The following is a 17,943-nucleotide window of genomic DNA, read 5'->3' on the forward strand; positions in this document are numbered from 1 at the left end:
CTTGAAGAGGTAAGCGGCCGGAAGGCTCAAAAAGCGATGGCGCCGTCCAGATCCGAAAGCGGCCTGACGCCGGCCAGCAGCGCGCGCGCCTCCGCCTCGTCGCGCTTCATTTGTGCCACCAGCCCATCGAGCCCATCGAACTTCACCTCGGGGCGCAAAAAGCCGAAGAACGATACGTCGCAGATCTCACCATAGAGATCGCCGGCAAAGTCGAAGACGAAGGTTTCGAGCAGCGGCGCGCCATTGTCGTCGACAGTCGGGCGACGCCCGAAGCTGGCGACACCATCATAGAGCGTGCCGTCGGCGCGGCGAAAGCGGACGGCATAAATCCCTTCCTTCAGAGTCGTTTCCGGCGAAAGCCTCATGTTGGCTGTCGGGAAGCCGAGCGTGCGGCCGAGCTGCTGGCCGCCGATCACTTCGCTTTCGACGGTGAAGCGGTAGCCGAGCAGGCCTGCGGCCTCGGCGACCTCTCCCTCGCAGAGCAGCTCGCGGATACGGCTCGACGACACGACCTCGGCGCCCTCGTCGCGAAAGGCGTCGACCAGGGTGACGCCGAAACCATGGCGCTCGCCTGCCGCCATCAGAAACGCAGGACCGCCCTGCCGGTCCTTGCCGAAGTGGAAATCGAAGCCGGTCACGGCATGGGTGATGCCGAGGTTCGACTCCAGTACATCGGTCACGAAAGCCTCGGCCGACAGGCCGGCAAAGGCGCGCGTGAACGGCTGTTCGACGAGTGCGGCAAAGCCCAGATGCGACAACAGCCGCGCCTTCATCGGCGGCGGCGTCAACACGAACAGCGGCATATCCGGCCTGAACACCTTGCGCGGATGCGGGTCGAAGGTCAGCACCAGCGCCGGCACGCCGCGCCGCCCGGCTTCGGCAAGCGCGCGATCGAGCACCGCCTGGTGGCCGCGATGGACGCCGTCGAAATTGCCGATCGCCACCACGCCGCCGCGCAAATGCGGCGGCAGCGGCGCGGTTGCTGAAATGTGTTCGAAAGCTGCGCTCATGCAGCAACCCTACCGCAGTCTCGGAATGACGGCGACCGGCCGGTAGCCGTGCTTTTGCAGAAAGGCTGCAAGCCTGGCGGGGTCCGGCTGCATGGGATCGCCATAGTCGCGCGCGTGAATGCCGCCCGAGACGTAAAGCACGTCGATGCCGTTGTCGGCGGCGCCCTTGACGTCGGTCATCATGCCGTCGCCGATGGCCAGCACCTCGGTGCGCGCGACGTCTCGGCCGAGAAGCACGGCAACCTCCCGCAGCGCTACGTCATAGACCGGCGCATAGGGTTTTCCGGCGATCAGCGTGCGGCCGCCAAGCTGGGCATAGTCGCGCGCCAAGGCGCCGGCGCACCAGATCATGCGCTCGCCGCGTTCGACCACGATGTCGGGATTGGCGCAGATGAAAGGCAGGTTCCTGGCGCGCAGCCGGCGCAGCATATCGGCGTAGTCCTCAGGCGTTTCCACCTCGTCATCGAACAGCCCGGTGCAGACCACGCCGGAAGCCTCGAACTCCTCGACGAGCTCGACGTCGAGACCGTCATAGAGGGTGAAATCGCGGTCGGCGCCGATATGGAAGATTTTTCGTGGACCTTCGGCGATAAGGTCGCGGGTCACATCGCCTGAGGTGACGACGCGATCGTAGGCGGCGGCGGGAACGCCGATCGCATTCATCTGCGCCACCACATCGGCATTGCGGCGCGGCGAGTTGGTGATCAGGACGACCGGGACCTTCGCCGCACGCGCGGCGGCAAGCGCTTCGGCAGCCGCCGGAAAATGCCATTCGCCATTGTGGATCACGCCCCAGACATCGCACAGGATGGCCGAGTAGGCGCCCGACAAATCCGCGAGCGAGCCGATGATGTCAGGCGAATCCGCCATGCCGTTTTCCTGCTGTGACGATCATTGCGAGAGCTGCAGCCGACGGTCCGCCGCAACCGGCCCCGCATTAACCGAAGCGTTTCATCCTGTCACCAGCTTTTCGGCACTTGCGAGGCTGTTGCGCAACGGGCTGATCGAAGGTTGCAACAGGCAGGAACCACCCTTCTCCGAGCTTCGGTCGATCGAAACAATGTCGCACCGCTGATCACCAGGGCCGAGTGGTTAACGAGCCTTGAAAAGATGGCCCTATGTTGAACGCAGTTCAGCAACCTGAAATTTAACGATTTTGTGGGCATCTTCGGACCGATATTGGGGTCCTGGCAGGGGTGCTGAAGGCATGATCCGCAGATTTCTGAACGACAGACGCGGCAACTATGCCTTGATGACAGTGATCACCATGGTGCCCTTGATGGGCGCGCTGGCGCTTGCCATCGACTACACCGACCTCCTGCGTCAAAAGCAGAACATGCTGAATGCGCTGGATGCCGCCGGGATCGCCACAGCGCAGCAGATCGTCGCCGGGGCGACCGACGCTGCGGCCAAGACCTATGCCAAAGTTTTTTTCGAGGGCAATCTCGGCCGCGTCAAAGCAACCAACACGGCGCTGACCGTGACACTGCCCAACAACAACACAGGCGGCGGCACGCTGAAGCTGTGCGCCACTTTGACGTTCCACCCTTATTTCCTGCCGGCAGCGGCCATGATGATCGGAAGAACCGCCGCCGACGTCACAACGTCGGCATGCTCGGAGATCCGTCTGAAGAACACGCTGGAAGTGGCGCTGGTGCTCGACAACTCCGGCTCGATGGACCAACTGGGGCATGGGTCCAACGAGGTGCGGTTCACCTTGCTCAAGAAAGCCGCCAAGCAGCTGGTCGATCAGCTGGCCGCCCAAGCGCAACAGATGAGGCAGGTCACCAGACCGGTGCAGTTCAGCCTCGTCCCCTTTGCAGCCTCCGTCAATGTCGGCCCGACAAATGCCGACGCACCGTGGATGGACACGACAGGCGTTTCGCCCCTCGACCAGGAGAACCTCGATTGGTCGACGCTTACCTCGGCTAACTCCCCAAACCAGTACGCACAAAAGTCCGGCAACTACTATTATGCGAAAGGCTCGGCCTGGGATGCGACGCAGCTGAACCAGGTGCTGACGCGCTTCTCGATCTACAAATGGATGAAGCGCATTTCATCGTGCAAAACCTCAAACGGCGTCTGCACGTCCAATATAGTTTACGCACCGATTGCGACCTGGGGCGGCTGCGTCGAATCGCGTCCCTATCCTTACAACATACAGGATACGGCGGCTTCGACCTCGACACCGGCGACGATGTTCGTGCCAATGTTCGCCCCTGACGAGACCGACAATACCCAGAGCAAGAGCGGCCACCTTCTCCCCGCAAACAACAACTGGCACCTCGATATAACGTCAGGCACCGACTCTATACGTCAGAAATACATGCCGAAATATTTCAACGCCGGCGTCGGAAACAAGGTGACGCCGGCCTACGGGTCCAATGCCGGGCCGAACGCCAGCTGTAGCACGACCCCAATCACGCCGCTGACGGATGTGTCACCCGACGCCGGGGCGGCGGTAAAGAAAGCTATAGACGACATGGTCGATGTCGGCGCCACCAATGTGCCGGAAGGAATGGCCTGGGGCTGGCGGACCCTTTCGCACGCGGCGCCGTTCACGGGCGGCCGGCCCGAAACCGAAAAGGGCAACGACAAGGTGCTGATCGTGCTGACTGACGGTGCCAACACTTACTACACGCCAGACAGTGTGAGCGCTCAGCAATACTCGGGCACCGACTACCAGTACGGCGGCAACGACCTCGCCGGTAGCAAGGCCCTCTATTCGTCTCTCGGGTACCTCGCCTATCCCGGCCAGACCAAGCCCTTCAACAGCGCCTACACCTATGGCCGTCCGTTCCTCGGCACCACCACCAACGTCAGCAAGAGCGACTATTCGAATCCCAACTACACCAAGGCGATGAACGAGCACTTCGCCACGCTCTGCGACAATGCAAAGTTGGCCGGCGTGATCGTCATGACGATCGCGCTTGACCTCGATGCAAGCAAGGCCGCCGAGTCGGCACAGATGACTGCCTTGAAGACCTGCTCGTCGAATTCTCGCTTCCGCAAGGATGTGGCCGGCAATCCGGAGAAGCTGTTCTATAACTCGACGGGTGCCACGCTGTCGGACGATTTCAAGAAAATCGGCGACGAACTGTCCAATTTGCGCATCGTCAGCTGACCGGCGTAATCCAAAGGAACGAAGCGCCACTTCTCCAGCGGGGCGTTTTGCGTTCGGCAGCTGGCGCATTTGGTTAGCGCCTGGTGAAGCGCTATCCGCGCAATCGAGCAGTTTCCCAAACCCGTCCTTCAACGTTTTGTGAAACTGTGGCGGCATTGAAGAATCCGCAGGCGGGGCCGCTTACATCACATGCGTGAACTCTGGCGCACATTCCGGCGTGACTTCTGGCGTGACCGCCGCGGCAATTACGCTCTGATGACCGTTGTGGCGATGGTGCCACTGATGGGCGGCGTGGCAATGGCTGTCGACTACACCGGCGTGGTCAGCGAGAAGCAGAGGGTGGTCAACGCGCTCGACGCCGCCAACTTCGCCACCGCGCGCCGGCTGGTGGAAGGCGCCACCGACGACCAGTTGCGGGCCTATGCGCTCGACTTCTTCAAGGCAAACCTCAACGATGTCGATCCTGCCGACACGACGCTCAGCGTTACGCTGCCCAGCAGCACGACCGGCGGCGGCATCGTCAAGCTGTGCGCCAGCCTGGTCTACAAGCCCTATTTCCTGCCGGCAGCGGCGATGCTGATCGGCAGGACGTCGGCAGACGTCACCTACTCCGTGTGTTCGCAAGTCCGGCTGAAGAACACGCTGGAAGTGGCTATGGTGCTCGACAATTCGGGGTCGATGTCGAACACCGGCACGGGTGCCGGACAAAAGCGCATCGACCTTCTCAAGCAAGCCGCCAAGCAGCTCGTCGACACGCTTGCCTTGCAGGCCGCGATGATCAAGCAGATCGACAAGCCGGTCCAGTTCAGCCTTGTGCCGTTCGCCGCCTCGGTCAATGTCGGCGCCAGCAACGACAACGCGTCGTGGATCGACGCCTACGGGCTGTCGCCCATCCACAATGAGAATTTCGCCTGGTCCACGCTTAACGCAGCCGACAAATATGCCCAGAAGATCGGCGGCATCTGGTACAAGAAAGGCACTGGCTGGGGTGAGCAGGAGGGGCAGATGCTGACCCGCTTCTCGCTCTACCGCGACATGAAGGTGGTCACCAGCCACGAGCGCATCGTCGGCAGCAAACGCGTGGTCTGCGACAAATATCGTGCCAATCATACATGCTCGGACAGCCACAACGAATACGACTACAACGACACATACGGACCGTTCGCCAGCTGGCAGGGCTGCGTCGAGGTCCGTCCCTACCCCTATAATGTCACCGACGCGCCGGCCTCCGGCGGACCGAACAACACCGGCACCGGCGTCGGCGATCCCGCGACCATGTTCGTGCCGATGTTCGCGCCAGACGAGCCGGGCAATCATTGGTACATAACGCAGGACCCCGACGAGGTGGCCCCCAAGACCTATGGCGCGGCCAACAGCTGGTGGAACGACGATCCGGCGAGCACCTCCGGCAAGACCAGGCAGTCCAACATGGCCAAGTATTTCCAGCCGCGGCCGATCAATGCTCCGGTGCTGTCGGCCGGTGCCGGTCCTAACTACAGCTGCACGACGACACCGATCACGCCGCTGACCGACGTCTCCAACACCGCCGGGCTGACCAAGATCAAGGCTGCGATCGACCTGATGGCGCCGAACGGCTTCACCAATGTGCCGGAGGGCATGGCCTGGGGCTGGCGCACCGTCTCCAGCACGGAGCCTTTCACAGGAGGACGTCCTGAGACGGAGCGCGGCAACGACAAGGTGGTCATCGTGCTCACCGACGGCGAGAACACCTACGCGGTGCCCAGCAGCGATCCCGCCGGCAACAAGTCGACCTATGCCGCCTATGGCTATACCGGCGTCGGCTACAACGGCACTGCGGTCACCCGCCTGTTCGGCGGCACGTCGAGCGCCATCGGCCAGCTCAACTATTCGTCGAGCAACTACACCGCCGCCCTCAACGAGCAGATGGCGACGCTGTGCAACAACGCCAAGGCGGCCAACATCATGGTGATGACGGTGGCGCTCGATATGTCGACGACCGACGCCGGCGACAAGAGCGCGATGGAGGCACTGAAGGTGTGCTCGTCGGACTCGCGCTTCCGCAAGGATCCGGCCGACCCGAGCAAGCCTGCAAAACTGTTCTGGAACGCGACCGGCGCCACGCTGTCCGACAATTTCAAGGAAATCGCCAACGAGCTCTCGAACCTGCGCGTGGTGAGCTGAGGGTTGAAGCTGCTGATCTTCCCCCACCTTGCGGGGGAAATTGGCGGCTTCGCCGCTTTCGCCAATTTTCGACGCTGGCGCAAAGGCTCCGGCCATCATGCTCTTGCGGTGAGTCAAAACGCGTGGTGGGTATCGTCACCGCTTCCCGGAGATTGCCCGTGCCCGAAACCGCCAACCATCTCGCCTTCGCGCTGGTCTGCCTGGGCATGGTGCTGACGCCCGGGCCGAACATGATCTACCTGATCTCGCGCTCGCTGTCGCAAGGCCCGAAGGCCGGGCTGATCTCGCTCGGCGGCGTGGCGGCCGGCTTTCTGTTCTATGTCGTATCGGCTGCGCTGGGCATCACCGCGCTGCTGCTTGCCGTGCCGTTTGCCTATGACGCACTGCGCATTGCCGGCGCGCTCTATCTGCTATGGCTCGCCTGGCAAGCGGTGCGGCCCGGCGGGCGCTCACCATTCCAGGTGCGCGAACTGCCGAAGGACAGGCCGCGCAAGCTGTTCGCGATGGGCCTGATGACCAATCTCCTCAATCCCAAGGTGGCGGTGCTTTATCTGTCGCTGCTGCCGCAGTTCATCTCGCTGGGCAACGGCCATGTGCTGTCGCAGCTTCTGGTGCTCGGCGCCACGCAGATCTCGATCAGCCTGACCGCCAATGCCATCATCGCGGTAACGGCCGGTTCGATCGCCACCTTCCTTGCCGGACGGCCGCTATGGATGGTCATCCAGCGCTGGATGATGGGCACGGTGCTCGCCGCGCTGGCGCTTAAAATGGCGACCGACGCGCAACGCTGATCGGACGCAGCGCGCCGAGACTACATCGGCCGCCGACCTTCCCATTCGAATCGGCCGGCCGAACCTGCACGGAGGCCAGCGATTGAGATTTTCGCAGCCCTGCCCGGCAAAAGCCATGATCGCCGCTAAGTCAGGCAGGCATGACAATGATCTGCACCACCAATCATCCGCTCGCGCAAACCCGCTCTGGCGCAGCAAGTCCAAAACCAAACAGGCGCCTGCTGCTGATCGGCCTTGCAGCCATGGCCGGCCTCGCTGCTTGCAGTACGGTCTCGGTGCCGACCGGCGAAGGCGCCGGTGTGTCGTCCTCGGCCACCGCGACGCTGGCCGGCATCCGAGCTTCGGCCGGACTGCCGGCGCTGGTGCCGGACGCCCAGCTCGAGCAGGCCGCTCGGCAGCAGGCCGGCTATATGGCCTCACGCGAACGCATGAGCCACACGACGGGCTGGGGAAAGGATTTCGCGTCGCGGATGAAGGACAATGGGGTGCAGGGCGCCGCCGCCGAGAACATCGCGGAGGGCCGCTTCGACCAGCAGAAACTGTTCGACATCTGGATGCATTCGGCCGGCCACCGCCGCAACATGCTCGATCCGGATTTCAGCCGCTTCGGCCTCGCCTATGTACGCGACGGGCGCGACAGCGCCATCCGCTACTGGAGCCTGGTGCTCGGAAAGTAAAGACCAGCGGCTACGACGCGAGCCGGCCGTCAGCCTTTCGCGATCAACTTGCCGATATCCCCAGCCGACAGGGGTTTGCTGAAATAATTGCCCTGCACCTCGTCACAATTGTTCTTGCGCAGGAAGGCGACCTGGTCTTCCGTTTCGACACCTTCGGCCAGCACCCGAAGGTTCAACTTCTGCCCCAGGGAAATCACGGCGCCAGTGACCGCCTGATCGTTCTCGTCGGTCGCGAGATCGTTGATGAAGGACTTGTCGATCTTCAGCCGCGCCACCGGAAACGTCTTGAGGGCGCTGAGACTGGAATAGCCTGTTCCGAAATCGTCGATCGATATCTGCACGCCGAGCTTTTGCAGTCCGTTCATCGTTGCGACCGCCAGCTCGAAATCCTGCATGATCAGGCTTTCCGTCACTTCGAGCTCGAGATACCTCGCCTCCAGGCCGCTTTCCTTCAATGCGTTGACGACGCGGTCGATCAGGTTCTTCTCCCGGAACTGCCGCGCCGACACGTTGACGCAGACGGCTACGGGCGACAGACCGGCGCGCTGCCAGGCTTTGTTCTGCCGGCAGGCTTCGTGCAGGATCCAGTCGCCGAGCGGCACGATCAGCCCGGTCTCCTCGGCGGTCGGGATGAACATCGCCGGCGAAACCAGGCCTCGCGTCGGGTGGTTCCAGCGCACCAGCGCTTCGACGGCGAAAACCTGCCCCGATCGCAGATCCACCTGTGGCTGATAATGCAGAGCGAATTCCGACCGGGCGAGCGCGTTTCGCAATTCCTCCTGAAGCAGGAATTTTTCATGTGCCGTTGAGTTGAACTCCGGGGCATAGAACTGGAAATTGTCGCGGCCGAATTCCTTGGCGCGATACATGGCGGCGTCGGCATTGGCCAACAGCGTATCCGGGCTGGTCCCGTCCTTCGGGTAATTTGCGATGCCGATGCTGGCCGTCGTTCTCAGCCGATGCTCTCCGACAAGAACCGGTTCCGCGATCGCATCCCTGATCGTCTGCAGGGTTTCCGAGACCACATCGACATTGGTGGTTTGGTCGAACAGGACGATGACAAATTCGTCGCCGCCAAGCCGCACGACGGTGTCGGTGGCCTTCACGCATCCAACCAAACGGCTGGCGACGGTCTTGAGGAGTTCGTCGCCGGCATTGTGGCCAAACGTATCGTTCACCAGTTTGAAATTGTCGAGATCGATGAACACTACCGTCATCCAGCGATTGTATCGCTGCGCGTAGAGGACCGCCTGGGAAAGCCGATCCTCCAGCAAAGCGCGATTGGGCAGGCCGGTCAGCGCATCATGGTTGGCCATGAAGTGGATCTGGTCTTCCGCCAGTTTGCGCTCGATCGCGATGCCGGCAATGTGTGTGGTGAACTCGATCAGGCGGGTCTCGGCATGGGTGGGTTCGCGCACGGTCATCGAATACATGGCAAAGGCGCCCAACACGACGCCCCGATGCGACAGGATCGGGGTTGACCAGCACGAACGATAGCCATGGGGTGCCGCCAGTTCGCGGTAATCGTCCCAAAGCGGATCCTGCAGAATATCGGTAACAATGACCGGTTCCCGCCGGTAGATGGCGGTTCCGCAGGATCCCACCTTGGGACCGATGGCCGCCCCATCGATGGCGCTCGTATAGGCTTTCGCCAGGCCCGGCGCCGCACCGTGACGCAAATGAATGCCGTCCTTGTCGAGCAGCAGGACGGAACCGAATATCCCCTTCAACTGAGCCTCGACGAAGCGCATGAGGCGGTCGAGCACGTCCTCCAGCGGCGCGCTCGTGGCAATCATTTCGAGGATCTGCGCCTGCCCGCTGCGAAGGACATCCGCCTGCTTGCGGGCGGTGATGTCGTGGGCAATGCCAACCAGGCCGAAGATTTCATTTTGGCGATTGCGCAACGGCACCTTCGTCGACGAAAGCCATTTGCCGTTCCCCGACGCATCGACGACAAACTCTTCCGCGTCGATCATTGGTTGTCCGCTCTTGAGCAGGCGCTGCTCGACCAGGCGAAATTTCCGCGCAACTTCCGGGGGGTGGAGATCAAAATCGGTCAAACCGATCATGTCGCTGGTCTTGTTGCGGCCGCTATCGGTCGCAAGGGCGCTGTTGACCACGACGAAACGGCTTTGCGTATCCTTGACCCAGAGGTAATCGGGCACCCAGTCGATCAGCGCCTGCAGCGAAATGCGCTCGTCGACGATCTGCCGATTGGCGAGGAGTTCAGTGATGTCCTCATGCGTGGCGATCCAACTGCCATCGGGCATGGGCTGGTTACGGATCTGGATTGTGCGACCATCGACAAGTTTGGCGGTCCAGAGCCGCGAAGCCTTGCCCGAATTGATCGAGCGAGCCGTTGCGAGATAGGTGTCGGCGGCCGTCGCCGCCGTGCCGGCGGCGACGCGGCGTTCGACGATTTCGCTCAGTGTCACGCCAGGCCGCAATTCCTCGGGCGCAATGCGGTAGATTTCCGCATAGCGCCGGTTGCTCAGGATCAGCCGTTCATCGGCATCGAAAAAGCAGATGCCTTGCGAAATATTCTCGATCGCAGTCTCGAAGCGCAGGGTCTGCCCTTCGAGACCCGCAATGGTCGTGCGAAGTTCTCCCTCGAGCGTATCGTAGGAAACGTCAGCCAGTCTTGCCAATGCGGCTACGCCCACCGGCCCGCGCGCCCCGACGGATCTTCTGGATGACTTCGTGACCAAACAGACCTCCTCCGGTTTGGCACCTGAAACAAGAAAGGGCCTCTGTCGTGCCAGACGAAAGTCGACTGACAATGTTACAGATGTGCTAATTCAAGATGAACTGTAACGGAATTGGAGGCGTCAGCAACCAGATACCAAAGGTGCAAATGTCATTTCAAATCAACTTCCAACGTCTCATTATCGATATTCTTTTTCACACGCGGGTTTTGACGATCATCCGAGCAACAAATCATCAGGGGCAACCAGCTTGCTGCCAGCGCTACCGGCGCCCGCCTCAATCCATATGCGCGGCAGGAGCTGGCGCGCCGGCCGGAGCGGTCTTCGGCTTGCGCAGCAGGAAGACAAACGGAATGGCAACCAGCGTCATCACCATCAGCAGTTTGAAGTCGTTGACGTAGGAGATCATCATCGCCTGGATGTTGACCATGCGGTCCACCTGCGAAAGTGCCGTCGGATCGCCGCCTGCTGCCGCCGGCGAGGCCGCCCACAAATTGGGGTTGAACGGGTTGATGAAAGCCGACAGTTCGGTGTGATTGACCTGCGTGTTGCGCACCATGAGAACCGTCACCACCGACACACCGATCGACGAACCGAGATTTCGAACCAGGCTGAACAGGGCCGTGGCGTCGGTGCGGAAGCGCACGTCGAGCGTAGCGAAGGCCACCGTGGACAGCGGCACGAACACCATGCCCATGCCCAGGCCCTGGATGACGCCGGAGCTGAGGATCAGCCAATTGTCCATCTGCGGCGTGAAGGAGGACATGGTGTAGAGCGACTGCGCGGTGAGCAGAAAGCCGATGACGACGAGGATGCGGGCGTCGATCCTGCTCATGAGCCGTCCAACGACAAGCATCGAAATCATCGTGCCGACACCGCGCGGCCCCAGGACGACGCCGATGGTGACGGTCGGATAGCCGAAGATGGTCGACAGCATCGGCGGCAGCAGCGACATCGAGGCCAGGATCAGCACGCCCATGACGAAGATGAAAGCCAGACCGGTGACGAAATTGCGGTCGAGGAAGATCTTGGGGTCGATGAAAGGACGTTCCGCCGTCAGTGTATGGATGATGAAAACCCAGAAGCCGGTGATCGAAAGAGCAAGCTCGATCCAGATTTCGACCGAGGAAAACCAGTCGACCTCGCCGCCGCGGTCGAGCAGCAGCTGCAGCGCGCCGACGCCGAGCGAAATCATGGCGAAACCGAAGAAATCGAAGCTGCGGATCCGCCGGGCAACGACCGGCAAATAGGCTGCCATGCCGAGGAAGGCGATGATGCCGACCGGCAAATTGATGAAGAACACCCAGCGCCAGTTGAAATTCTCGGTCAGCCAACCGCCCAGCGTCGGACCCAGGATCGGCCCCAGCATGATGCCGGCGCCCCAGATGGCCATCGCCTGGCCGTGGCGTTCCCTGGGGTTGATGTCGAGCAGGAAGGTCTGCGACAGCGGCACGATGGCTGCGCCGAACACGCCCTGCATCAGCCGGAAGAACACTATGCTCTCCAGGCTCCAGGCAATGCCGCACAGCATCGAGAACACGGTGAAGCCGACAACCGCCGCCAGGAACAGTTCCTTGCGGCCGAAGCGGTCGGCCAGCCAGCCGGTCACCGGCGTCATGATCGCGGCGGCAACGATGTAGGAGGTCAACACCCAGTTTATGTTGTCGGGCGACGCGCCGAGGTCGCCGGTCATGGTCGGCAGCGCGACATTGGCAATCGTGGTGTCGAGCGCCTGCATGACCGTCGCCAGCATCAGCGCCACGGTGATCAGGCCGCGATGCGGCACTTCCTTGAAAGGTTCTGGTGTGGTCATGATGCGGAACTTCCGACAGGTTACAAAAACGTGTACATTAGGTTTCCGGGCGGCGAGGCCTTCTCTGGTGAAGAGACCCTCATCGCGGTGGGACGCGATCTATCGATGTGGGGGTTACATCGATCGAAGGTCTCGACACATCAGGCGCTTGCCGCCCGGAAATCCAAGGTCCGAAGGATGGGCGCGCCGAGATGGTCCAGGTTCTGGGCAGGCCGCGATGCGGCCCGGTCCAATCCACCCCTCGTTCAACCTGCCGTCGGACCGATCCTGTCATCTCAACTTCACCTCGCCTGCGGCGGGCGTTCTGCCGGGCCGTGATCCTGCTTTTCGAGATCACGGTCCATTCACAGTCTATTGCGCTTCGCCTGCGGTGGCGTGGCCGAAGATAGCGGGGAACCCGCGAGCAACGCCGGTATCCACCGTAACCGAGGCGCTCATACCGGTGCGCAGCGCCATTTTGGCGTCGGCATCGGTCAGCTCCAGGCGCACCGGAATGCGCTGCGTGACCTTGACCCAGTTGCCGGTGGCGTTTTGAGCAGGCAACAGCGAAAACTCCGCGCCGGTGCCGGCGCCGATCGCCTTGACGGTGGCCTCGAAAGTTCTGCCCGGATAGGTGTCGACGACGATCTCGGCCTTCTGGCCAGGCTTCATGTGGGTAAGCTGGGTTTCCTTGAAATTGGCATCGATCCAGGTGTCGCCGGTCTCGACCAACGCAAACAGCGGCGTGCCGGAACCGACATACTGGCCGATCTTGAACGAGGAGGCCTGGCTGATGACGCCGTCGGCCGGCGCCTTGACCGTGGTCTGCGCCAGATCGTAGGCGGCCTTGTCGCGCGCGGCGAGTGCGGCCATCACCGTCGGATGCTTGTCGGTCTCGATATCGGGATTGCCGGCGAGAGCCGCCTTGGCGCTGATGATGCCTTGCTCGGCAACGGCCAGTTGCTGCCTGGCTTTGTCGAGATCGTTCTTGGCCTCGTCCAGCGACGATTTGGCGTTGATGCCCTTCTGGGCAAGGTCGGCGGCGCGGTCATACTGCGACTGCGCGTAGTCGACCTGGCTGGCATCGGACTTTTCCTGGGCCAGCGCCTGGCTGTAGGCGGCGCGCAGCTGTTCGATACCGACGCGTGCGACTGCGACCGCCGCGTCGGCCTGCGCCAATGCAATCCGGTAGGGCTCGGGGTCGACGGCAAACAGCACATCGCCCTGCTTGACCTGCTGATTGTCCGAGATGCCGACCTGAACGATGCGTCCGGCGGTGTCCGAGGCGATCGACACCTTGGCCTGCTGCAAATTGGCGTTCTCGGTTTCCTGATAGCGGCCGCCGGTCACCCAGACATAACCGCCACCAATGGCCAGCGCGGCCGGCAGGGCGACCATCAGCAGCAAGCGGCCGAGGCGGCGCTTCTTGACCGGAGCCGGAGCGGGTTGAACCGGGGGAGCCACCGCGACAGGTGCTGCGGCCGGCTGTGCAGGCGCTTCGGCGGCCGGCTTTGCCGGCGTCTCGATCTTGGTTACATTCTCGTCCAGCTTGGCTGCCGCGTTCATGCTGCTGCCCCTTCCGTACTCTTCAAGGACGACGTCTCGCCGTCCGCCAGGTTTTGCACGATGGTGTCCAGCGCCCGGATAAGGACGCGGCGGTCGTCCGGCGAAACGCCGACCAGCGATTCCTCATAAACTTCGCCAGCAAGGCTTTTGACCTCGGCATAGGCCGCGTTCGCCTTGGCTGTCGGGAAGATCATGCGCACGCGCCGGTCAGTTGCGTCGGAGCGCCGCTCGATCCAGCCGCCCTCCTCCATCCGGTCGACGAGGCGCGAAACGCTGATCGGCTCGATTTCGAGAAGTTCGGCGAGGCGAGCCTGGGCGACGCCGGCCTCCTTGGCGACGCGAACCAGAAGCCGCCATTGTGCCGAGGAAAGGCCAAGACCGCTGGCGCGCGCCTCGAAGCGCTTGCGCATGAGGCGCTGCACGTCGTGGATCAAAAAGCCCAATCTATCTATGCCGTCGGAAACCATGAGCGGTATATATTATAAGCGTGCTTACCATTCAAGGCGCCGCATTGCGCCAGAGCCGAAAAAGAGGGATGGCAGCCATGCAGATGCGGTCATGGCACAGTCAATAACGGTTGCGGATGACCTCCCGACCGTGACGTGAATTGCCGTCGAGAACGCCGCGAGGAGAAAGGTCGTCTTGCGCGTCCTCGCCACCGGCACACCTAGGCTTTCGGCGGCACTTTCGCCGGCGGGGAAGGCATCGAGCCGGCGGTGGTTCCACAGGGCATAGGCAAGGATGGTGCCCGCACCCAGCGCGCCCGGATATTGTCCCAGCGAGCCAGGCCGAGGCCGCCCAGCAGCGGCTTTCCACGATGGTGACCTGCCACAGTCGACCAGCGCCCTTCGATTTTACGACAGGCGCAATTTCGATCAAACTGGCCTCGCAAAAAGCCGGCAGCATGGAGTGGCCAAATGAGAGGAGACTCATGAACCCGACCGAGAAAGCGCTGTGGTTTGTCGAGAGCCATTTGCCGGAAGCGATCTCGCTTGAGGATGTCGCGCAAAGCAGCGGCGTCTCGCGCTTTCATGTGACGCGCGCCTTTGGCGCCGCCACCGGCCGTTCGGTGATGGGCTATATGCGCGCGCGCCGGCTGACCGAAGCGGCGCGCAAGCTGGCTTCCGGCGCGCCCGACATCCTCGCGGTCGCGCTCGATGCCGGCTACGCCTCGCACGAAGCCTTCACCCGCGCCTTCCGCGATCAGTTCGGCACGACGCCGGAACTGGTGCGCGCGCAGGGCAGCCTCAGCAATCTCGACCTGGTGGAGCCGATCCTGATGGACCAGTCCTTCCTCGCCTCACTGCCGCCGCCGCGCTTCGAGACCGGCCGTCCCTTCCTCATTGCCGGCCTCGGCGAGCGCTACAGCTGCGAAACCAGTGCGGCCATTCCGATGCAGTGGCAACGCTTTGGGCCCTATATCGGCAACATCCCGGGCGAGACCGGCGACGTCGCCTATGGCGTCTGCGTCAATGGCGACGATGCCGGCAATTTCGACTATATCGCCGGGGTCGAAGTTTCGGATTTCTCGGACCTGCCGAAGGAGCTTTCGCGGGTGCGGGTGCCGGCGCAGAAATACGCCGTGTTCACCCATGCCGAGCACATCTCCACCATCCGCCGCACCGTCAACACGATCTGGAACAAATGGCTGCCGGCCTCGGGGCACGATATAGCCGACGGCCCCGAATTCGAGCGCTACGGCCCGGAGTTCGATCCGCGCAGCGGCAATGGCGGACTGGAGATATGGGTCCCGGTGGCCTGAACGCCGCTACAACTCCAGGTTCCAGTTCTGGCCGACCAGATCCTTGCCGAAGGCGTGATGGCGCTCTTCGTCCACCAGCCTGAAGCCGGCACTCTCGTAGATGTGGCGGGCGGCGGTCAGGATGTCGTTGGTCCATAGGGTCAGCGTCTTGTAGCCCTTAGCACGAGCAAAGCCGATGCACTCCTGAACCAGCCGCTTGCCGATGCCGAGGCCGCGCGCCGATGGTTCGACATAGAGCAGGCGCAGCTTCGCCACCGCGTCGGATTTGCGCACGACGAAGACCGAGCCGACTACCTCCCCTTGCCGTTCGGCAATCCAGCTGCGTTCCCATTCTGGATCGAAGGATTTTACGAAGGCGCCGAGGATTTCGGCGACCAGCGCCTCGTAGGTTTCGTCCCAGCCATATTCCTGTGCGTAGATCTGTCCTTGGCGGCGCACGACCCAGCCGATGTCGCCGACCTGCAAGGGGCGCAGCACATACGGCACTTTGGACTCCGGGCTGTCGCCCAGGAGTTGCTGCACCGTCTGCATAGCCTTGGCCAGCCGGTCCTGTTCGGCAGCGGGAAGCCGCGCCAGCAAGGCGGCGACCTGGTCGTGCGAAGCCCGGTTCAGCGGCACGAAGGCCTGCCGCCCCGCCGGCGTCAGCGTGATCGACGATTGCCGCGCATCCGACGCCAGCGCCGCGCGCGAAATCAGCTGCAGGTGCTCGAACTTCTTCAGGAGCCGGCTGACATAACCGGCATCGAGGCCGAGATCGCGAATGAGATCGCTGGCGGTCAGGCCATCGCGATGCGCCAGTTCGTAGAGCACCCGCGCCTCGGTCAGCGAGAAGGCGCTTTTCAGCAGGCCTTCGTCGAGCAGACCTATCTGGCGGGTGTAGAAGCGGTTGAAAGCCCGCACCGCGTCGATGCGCTCCTTGCCGGGCTGATGATGGATCGTCATGGGAAGCCTCCTGCCCATCAACGATCGGCCATTTATTTGACTTAGTCAAGTATGTACGAGATGCTCACGCGGTCGCTTCTCAGGCGATCGCGCGGCGGCGCCGCGCGATCAGGACGAACAGGCCGAGCAGCACGACGCTGGCCGCCGCACTGGCGGCGGCAAATTCCGGCACCGGGCGAAAATCCTTGCCGTCGATCAGCAGCGATGCCGCGACCGGGCCGATCGCCAGACCGAAAAGCTGGGCCGCCGGCACCAGAAGCACGGCCGTGCGCGTCTCGTCGGCGGTGATCGCCAGCCGGATCTGATAGGGCACGATGAACAGAAGGATGAAGCCCATGATCAAGGCCGCGACCCAGAAAACCGTCAGGCCGGGGCTGCCGGCGAGCACCACGGAACTGGCGACGGCGACCACGCCGATCGCCACGATCGCGAAGCGGTAATCGATGCGCGCCTCGAAGACGGTAGCCGTCATTGCGCCCAGCACCTGCAATGCGAGGTTGGCCGAGACGATCAGGCCGACGGTGCGGCCATCGATGCCGTATTGTGCGCCAAGTGGCTCGAGAAACGCCCAGACCGAGCCGAAGAACATGAAGTAGCAGAAGACGCTCAGCAAAGCGGCAAGCGAAGGAACGGTCAGCACATTGCTGAACTGTTCCTCCTTGGGCAGGTCGGCATAGCTATCGGGGACGATGAAGGCGACCGCCACCGAAGCGATGCAGACGACGGCAAGGACGATGAAGCCGCCTGCCGATCCGGCGGCCGGGATGACGTAAAGCGCCACCAGCAGGGCAAGGGCGCATTGCGCCAGGGTCTGAAGGGTGACGAAGAAGCCGCCGATGCGCTCGGCCCGGCGCGAACGGGCGATCAGTTCCGTGGCGACCGCCACCAGCCCGCCCTCGGCGAGGCCGGCCACCGCGCGGGCGGCAATCAGCGAGGTGGAGGTCAGCGCATAGGAGGTCGCCCAGTTCGCCAGCGCCAGCAGGACCAGAAGGACGGCACTTTTCCAGCGCATATTGTGGGCGGAAAGCATCATGGCCACCACAGCCGAACCGATGCCGATGGCAATCATCTCGGCCGTGGCGACCAGCGCGAGTTCGTCGCCGCTGACATGCCCCTCGGTATAGAGTGCGCCGAGCAGCACCGGCTGCAGCCCGAGAATGAGCAGGCCGACCGAGCCGATCCACAATGCCGAGGCGAGTTGCGCCCCAGTGGGGTTGCCGACCAGCCAGTCGCCGTTCCCGGCATCGGCGTTACCAGCAGAAGTCACGGTCGCCTCCCAACGTCCTTGCCTGGCGGCAAAAAAACTGACAGTCTGTCAGCATTTAGAAACTGATACTCGATCATATTCGTTTGTCAATCAGTAGCGGGACTTGGCACCAACAAGGCTGGGGATGGTCATGGCGATCGAATG

Annotated in this window: 13 protein-coding genes and 1 pseudogene; 5 read left to right on the forward strand and 9 right to left on the reverse strand. The window is 62.6% G+C overall.

Annotated features, from left to right (window positions below):
* Positions 1-26 precede the first annotated feature (26 nt).
* Complete coding sequence (locus NKJ18_RS29570) at positions 27-1,010, reverse strand: bifunctional riboflavin kinase/FAD synthetase (protein WP_023734254.1); 984 nt, start codon at positions 1,008-1,010, stop codon at positions 27-29.
* A 9-nt stretch (positions 1,011-1,019) separates the two neighbouring features.
* A complete protein-coding gene (locus tag NKJ18_RS29575; protein ID WP_023819987.1) occupies positions 1,020-1,880 on the reverse strand; it encodes a TIGR01459 family HAD-type hydrolase in 861 nt (286 codons plus the stop codon).
* Between the two features lie 337 nt (positions 1,881-2,217).
* On the opposite strand from NKJ18_RS29575, the gene NKJ18_RS29580 reads away from it, so the two are divergent.
* The 4 genes from NKJ18_RS29580 to NKJ18_RS29595 all read left to right on the forward strand — a co-directional run bounded on the left by NKJ18_RS29580 (position 2,218) and on the right by NKJ18_RS29595 (position 7,765).
* Positions 2,218-4,134, forward strand: a complete 1,917-nt coding sequence (locus NKJ18_RS29580) for a TadE/TadG family type IV pilus assembly protein (protein ID WP_023805011.1) — start codon at positions 2,218-2,220, stop codon at positions 4,132-4,134.
* A 189-nt stretch (positions 4,135-4,323) separates the two neighbouring features.
* The gene (locus tag NKJ18_RS29585) at positions 4,324-6,297 is read left to right on the forward strand and encodes a TadE/TadG family type IV pilus assembly protein (RefSeq protein WP_352761114.1); all 1,974 of its coding nucleotides are present in this window, start codon (positions 4,324-4,326) and stop codon (positions 6,295-6,297) included.
* A gap of 158 nt (positions 6,298-6,455) precedes the next feature.
* Positions 6,456-7,088 carry a LysE family translocator gene (locus NKJ18_RS29590; RefSeq protein ID WP_023671530.1) on the forward strand — a complete coding sequence of 211 codons (633 nt, stop codon included), beginning with the start codon at positions 6,456-6,458 and terminating at the stop codon, positions 7,086-7,088.
* Between the two features lie 146 nt (positions 7,089-7,234).
* On the forward strand, positions 7,235-7,765 hold the full coding sequence (locus NKJ18_RS29595; RefSeq protein ID WP_502881987.1) for a CAP domain-containing protein: 531 nt from the start codon (positions 7,235-7,237) through the stop codon (positions 7,763-7,765).
* Positions 7,766-7,794: 29 nt separating this feature from the next.
* Here the strand turns inward: NKJ18_RS29595 and NKJ18_RS29600 are convergent, their stop codons facing one another.
* The 5 genes and pseudogenes from NKJ18_RS29600 to NKJ18_RS29620 all read right to left on the reverse strand — a co-directional run.
* Positions 7,795-10,413 carry an EAL domain-containing protein gene (locus NKJ18_RS29600; RefSeq protein ID WP_352761116.1) on the reverse strand — a complete coding sequence of 873 codons (2,619 nt, stop codon included), beginning with the start codon at positions 10,411-10,413 and terminating at the stop codon, positions 7,795-7,797.
* Between the two features lie 334 nt (positions 10,414-10,747).
* The gene (locus NKJ18_RS29605) at positions 10,748-12,283 is read right to left on the reverse strand and encodes a DHA2 family efflux MFS transporter permease subunit (protein ID WP_352761117.1); all 1,536 of its coding nucleotides are present in this window, start codon (positions 12,281-12,283) and stop codon (positions 10,748-10,750) included.
* Between the two features lie 351 nt (positions 12,284-12,634).
* On the reverse strand, positions 12,635-13,828 hold the full coding sequence (locus NKJ18_RS29610) for an HlyD family secretion protein (protein ID WP_023671526.1): 1,194 nt from the start codon (positions 13,826-13,828) through the stop codon (positions 12,635-12,637).
* Positions 13,825-14,295 carry a MarR family winged helix-turn-helix transcriptional regulator gene (locus NKJ18_RS29615; protein ID WP_023705728.1) on the reverse strand — a complete coding sequence of 157 codons (471 nt, stop codon included), beginning with the start codon at positions 14,293-14,295 and terminating at the stop codon, positions 13,825-13,827. Before NKJ18_RS29615 ends, NKJ18_RS29610 begins: the two co-directional genes overlap by 4 nt.
* Positions 14,296-14,421: 126 nt before the next feature.
* Positions 14,422-14,630, reverse strand: a pseudogene (locus NKJ18_RS29620) (iron chelate uptake ABC transporter family permease subunit); the annotation flags it as partial.
* A gap of 129 nt (positions 14,631-14,759) precedes the next feature.
* On the opposite strand from NKJ18_RS29620, the gene NKJ18_RS29625 reads away from it, so the two are divergent.
* Positions 14,760-15,590, forward strand: a complete 831-nt coding sequence (locus NKJ18_RS29625) for an AraC family transcriptional regulator (RefSeq protein WP_023705726.1) — start codon at positions 14,760-14,762, stop codon at positions 15,588-15,590.
* Positions 15,591-15,596: 6 nt separating this feature from the next.
* On the opposite strand, the gene NKJ18_RS29630 is transcribed toward NKJ18_RS29625, so the two are convergent.
* Both NKJ18_RS29630 and NKJ18_RS29635 read right to left on the reverse strand, forming a co-directional pair.
* Positions 15,597-16,532 carry a bifunctional helix-turn-helix transcriptional regulator/GNAT family N-acetyltransferase gene (locus NKJ18_RS29630; RefSeq protein WP_023747749.1) on the reverse strand — a complete coding sequence of 312 codons (936 nt, stop codon included), beginning with the start codon at positions 16,530-16,532 and terminating at the stop codon, positions 15,597-15,599.
* Positions 16,533-16,611: 79 nt separating this feature from the next.
* Positions 16,612-17,799 (reverse strand): MFS transporter, encoded by a 1,188-nt coding sequence (locus NKJ18_RS29635; protein ID WP_027049676.1) that lies wholly within the window; start codon positions 17,797-17,799, stop codon positions 16,612-16,614.
* Positions 17,800-17,943 lie beyond the last annotated feature (144 nt).

Source organism: Mesorhizobium sp. M0217 (assembly GCF_040321955.1).
GTDB lineage: Bacteria > Pseudomonadota > Alphaproteobacteria > Rhizobiales > Rhizobiaceae > Mesorhizobium.

What these genes read in the sequence shown, in the direction of transcription:
- NKJ18_RS29625 (WP_023705726.1), top strand. Translation starts at nt 14,760, where the DNA reads ATGAACCCGACCGAGAAAGCGCTGTGGTTTGTCGAGAGCCATTTGCCG.
- NKJ18_RS29630 (WP_023747749.1), bottom strand. Translation starts at nt 16,532, where the DNA reads ATGACGATCCATCATCAGCCCGGCAAGGAGCGCATCGACGCGGTGCGG.
- NKJ18_RS29610 (WP_023671526.1), bottom strand. Translation starts at nt 13,828, where the DNA reads ATGAACGCGGCAGCCAAGCTGGACGAGAATGTAACCAAGATCGAGACG.
- NKJ18_RS29595 (WP_502881987.1), top strand. Translation starts at nt 7,235, where the DNA reads ATGATCTGCACCACCAATCATCCGCTCGCGCAAACCCGCTCTGGCGCA.
- NKJ18_RS29580 (WP_023805011.1), top strand. Translation starts at nt 2,218, where the DNA reads ATGATCCGCAGATTTCTGAACGACAGACGCGGCAACTATGCCTTGATG.
- NKJ18_RS29570 (WP_023734254.1), bottom strand. Translation starts at nt 1,010, where the DNA reads ATGAGCGCAGCTTTCGAACACATTTCAGCAACCGCGCCGCTGCCGCCG.
- NKJ18_RS29615 (WP_023705728.1), bottom strand. Translation starts at nt 14,295, where the DNA reads ATGGTTTCCGACGGCATAGATAGATTGGGCTTTTTGATCCACGACGTG.
- NKJ18_RS29575 (WP_023819987.1), bottom strand. Translation starts at nt 1,880, where the DNA reads ATGGCGGATTCGCCTGACATCATCGGCTCGCTCGCGGATTTGTCGGGC.
- NKJ18_RS29585 (WP_352761114.1), top strand. Translation starts at nt 4,324, where the DNA reads ATGCGTGAACTCTGGCGCACATTCCGGCGTGACTTCTGGCGTGACCGC.
- NKJ18_RS29605 (WP_352761117.1), bottom strand. Translation starts at nt 12,283, where the DNA reads ATGACCACACCAGAACCTTTCAAGGAAGTGCCGCATCGCGGCCTGATC.